This window comes from Limnochorda sp. (assembly GCF_047459355.1).
Classification (GTDB): Bacteria; Bacillota; Limnochordia; order Limnochordales; family Limnochordaceae; genus Limnochorda.
This window is the reverse complement of record NZ_VSCV01000085.1, coordinates 1-1,667: the sequence shown is the minus strand read 5'-3', so window position 1 is coordinate 1,667 and position 1,667 is coordinate 1. Positions and strand designations below refer to the sequence as shown.

The following is a 1,667-nucleotide window of genomic DNA, read 5'->3' as shown; positions in this document are numbered from 1 at the left end:
GCCTTTCTTCTCCGCCACCAGGCCGTAGCGGGCATACCAGTTCCGCACCTCGAGGGTCTCCCGCTGGAGCAACAAGGGCTCGGAGCTGACGTAGACCGACTCCCACGGCGGAGCCAAGATGTGGCGCCCGCCGCCCACAAAGAGGCGAATGTAGTCGGACTCGAGGATATCGGCAGCCTGCTGGGAAGACCGGCCGTCCAGCCACTGGCGGGCCAGGGCCATCCCCTGGCGAACATCGGCGTGGTCCGCGGCGAGGGGCACATCCTGGAAAACGTCGTTCTTCACCAGCCCGTCGATCCACGCGGGCTCAGGAAAGGCGTAGAAGGTCCGCCCGAGCAGGCTCAAGGTCAGGATCTCGCCCAGAAGAAACTCCTTGGTGGTCGTCTCCGTCACAGCAGCAGTATGCTTCTCTTGGTCCATGCTCAGGCTCCCCCCATGTTGGGGGGAGGGCCCGAGGTGGGCCCTCCCCTTCTCTTCGCGCTCCGCTTACAGCCCGATGCGGATCTGATGCGTGTAGAACAGGTAGCGATGCACCAGCTGCGACGCCAGAACTAGGGCGAGGGCGACGGAGGCCAGGCTCGTCACGTTCAGGTTCCTGGGCGAGCGCACGGCTTCCCCGTAGAGCAAGGCGCCACAGCACCCCGCCCCCACGAAGGCCAGGGCCAGATAGACCACCAGCCACGTCTTGAGGCCCCCACCGAGGGCCACGGTCGCCATCCCCAGCTGGGCCTGGATGTCGGCAGCGCCCAGTACCAGGGCCACGACCTGGATCCCCAGCAGGACGATGGAGCCCAGCCCAATCCAACGGAAGAGGGTGCTCTCCACCGGCTGAGACCCAGACCGACCCCCGGTCTGGTACAGCGTGCCGGTGATCAGCCCGCCCAGGAGGAGCGCCGCGGTGAAGAACGTCAGTGGGGTCGCCACCGTGTTCCACGAGGGCACCGCCTGGATCATGTAGATCCGGGCCATGCTGTAGACCAGGCCGATGCCGCTCAGCGCCACCAGCCAGCCTAAGGCGCTCCGCCACCCGGGGAGCCCCGCCCGAGCTCGTACGGCCCCGATGTAGAGCAAGCCGAACAGGCCATAGAGGACCGTGAAAAGGATCTCCCGGCTCAGCCACGAGCTCCCCACGTTGACCACGGACCGGTAGGCCATGAGCGGGCGCTCCAGGTGGAAGAGGGAGACGATCATGCCCAACAGCAGAAGCACCGCGACGGTGAGCAGTGGGCGGTGAACCTGGCCCTGAATCTCTGCTCCCGAGCCCCGCCGGACAGACAGGAAGTAGATCCAGTAGACCAAGAATGTGCCCACAGACATCTGTGTGAGCAGAGTGTAGGCAACCAGTGCCCAAGTCTTGTCCATGGCTCTCTACGCCTCCATCACGTCTCGGATCCGTCCGCCGGCGCCCTGGTGAGGCGACTTGGGCGGCGTCACGACGAACGCCGGTCTGGTGATCTCACCGGAGGGCAGAGGCATGATCGAATCCACGTCACCGTACTTGGCCCGGAGCTCCTCGAGCTCGCCGTAATCCAGGCACCGCATGGGGCAGTTGCCCACGCAGGCCGGAGGCTCCCCAGCATCCTGGAGGTCCTTGCACATGTCGCACTTCTGCATCACCCCGGTTGTGGGGTTGAGCTGGGGCGCCCCGTACGGACAGGCCCACTGGC

3 protein-coding genes are annotated in these 1,667 nt (G+C 65.9%); all 3 read right to left on the bottom strand.

Annotated features, from left to right (window positions below; translation table 11 throughout):
- A partial coding sequence (locus FWJ67_RS11015) for a molecular chaperone (protein ID WP_414482844.1) occupies nt 1-420 on the bottom strand: 420 nt, incomplete at its 3' end.
- Nucleotides 421-486: 66 nt separating this feature from the next.
- Nucleotides 487-1,362: a dimethyl sulfoxide reductase anchor subunit family protein gene (locus FWJ67_RS11010; RefSeq protein WP_304175020.1), complete on the bottom strand. Its 876-nt coding sequence runs from the start codon at nt 1,360-1,362 to the stop codon at nt 487-489.
- A 6-nt stretch (nt 1,363-1,368) separates the two neighbouring features.
- Nucleotides 1,369-1,667 (bottom strand): 4Fe-4S dicluster domain-containing protein (locus tag FWJ67_RS11005; protein ID WP_414482843.1); only part of this gene is annotated, 299 nt, incomplete at its 5' end.

What these genes read in the sequence shown, in the direction of transcription:
- FWJ67_RS11010 (WP_304175020.1), bottom strand. Translation starts at nt 1,362, where the DNA reads ATGGACAAGACTTGGGCACTGGTTGCCTACACTCTGCTCACACAGATG.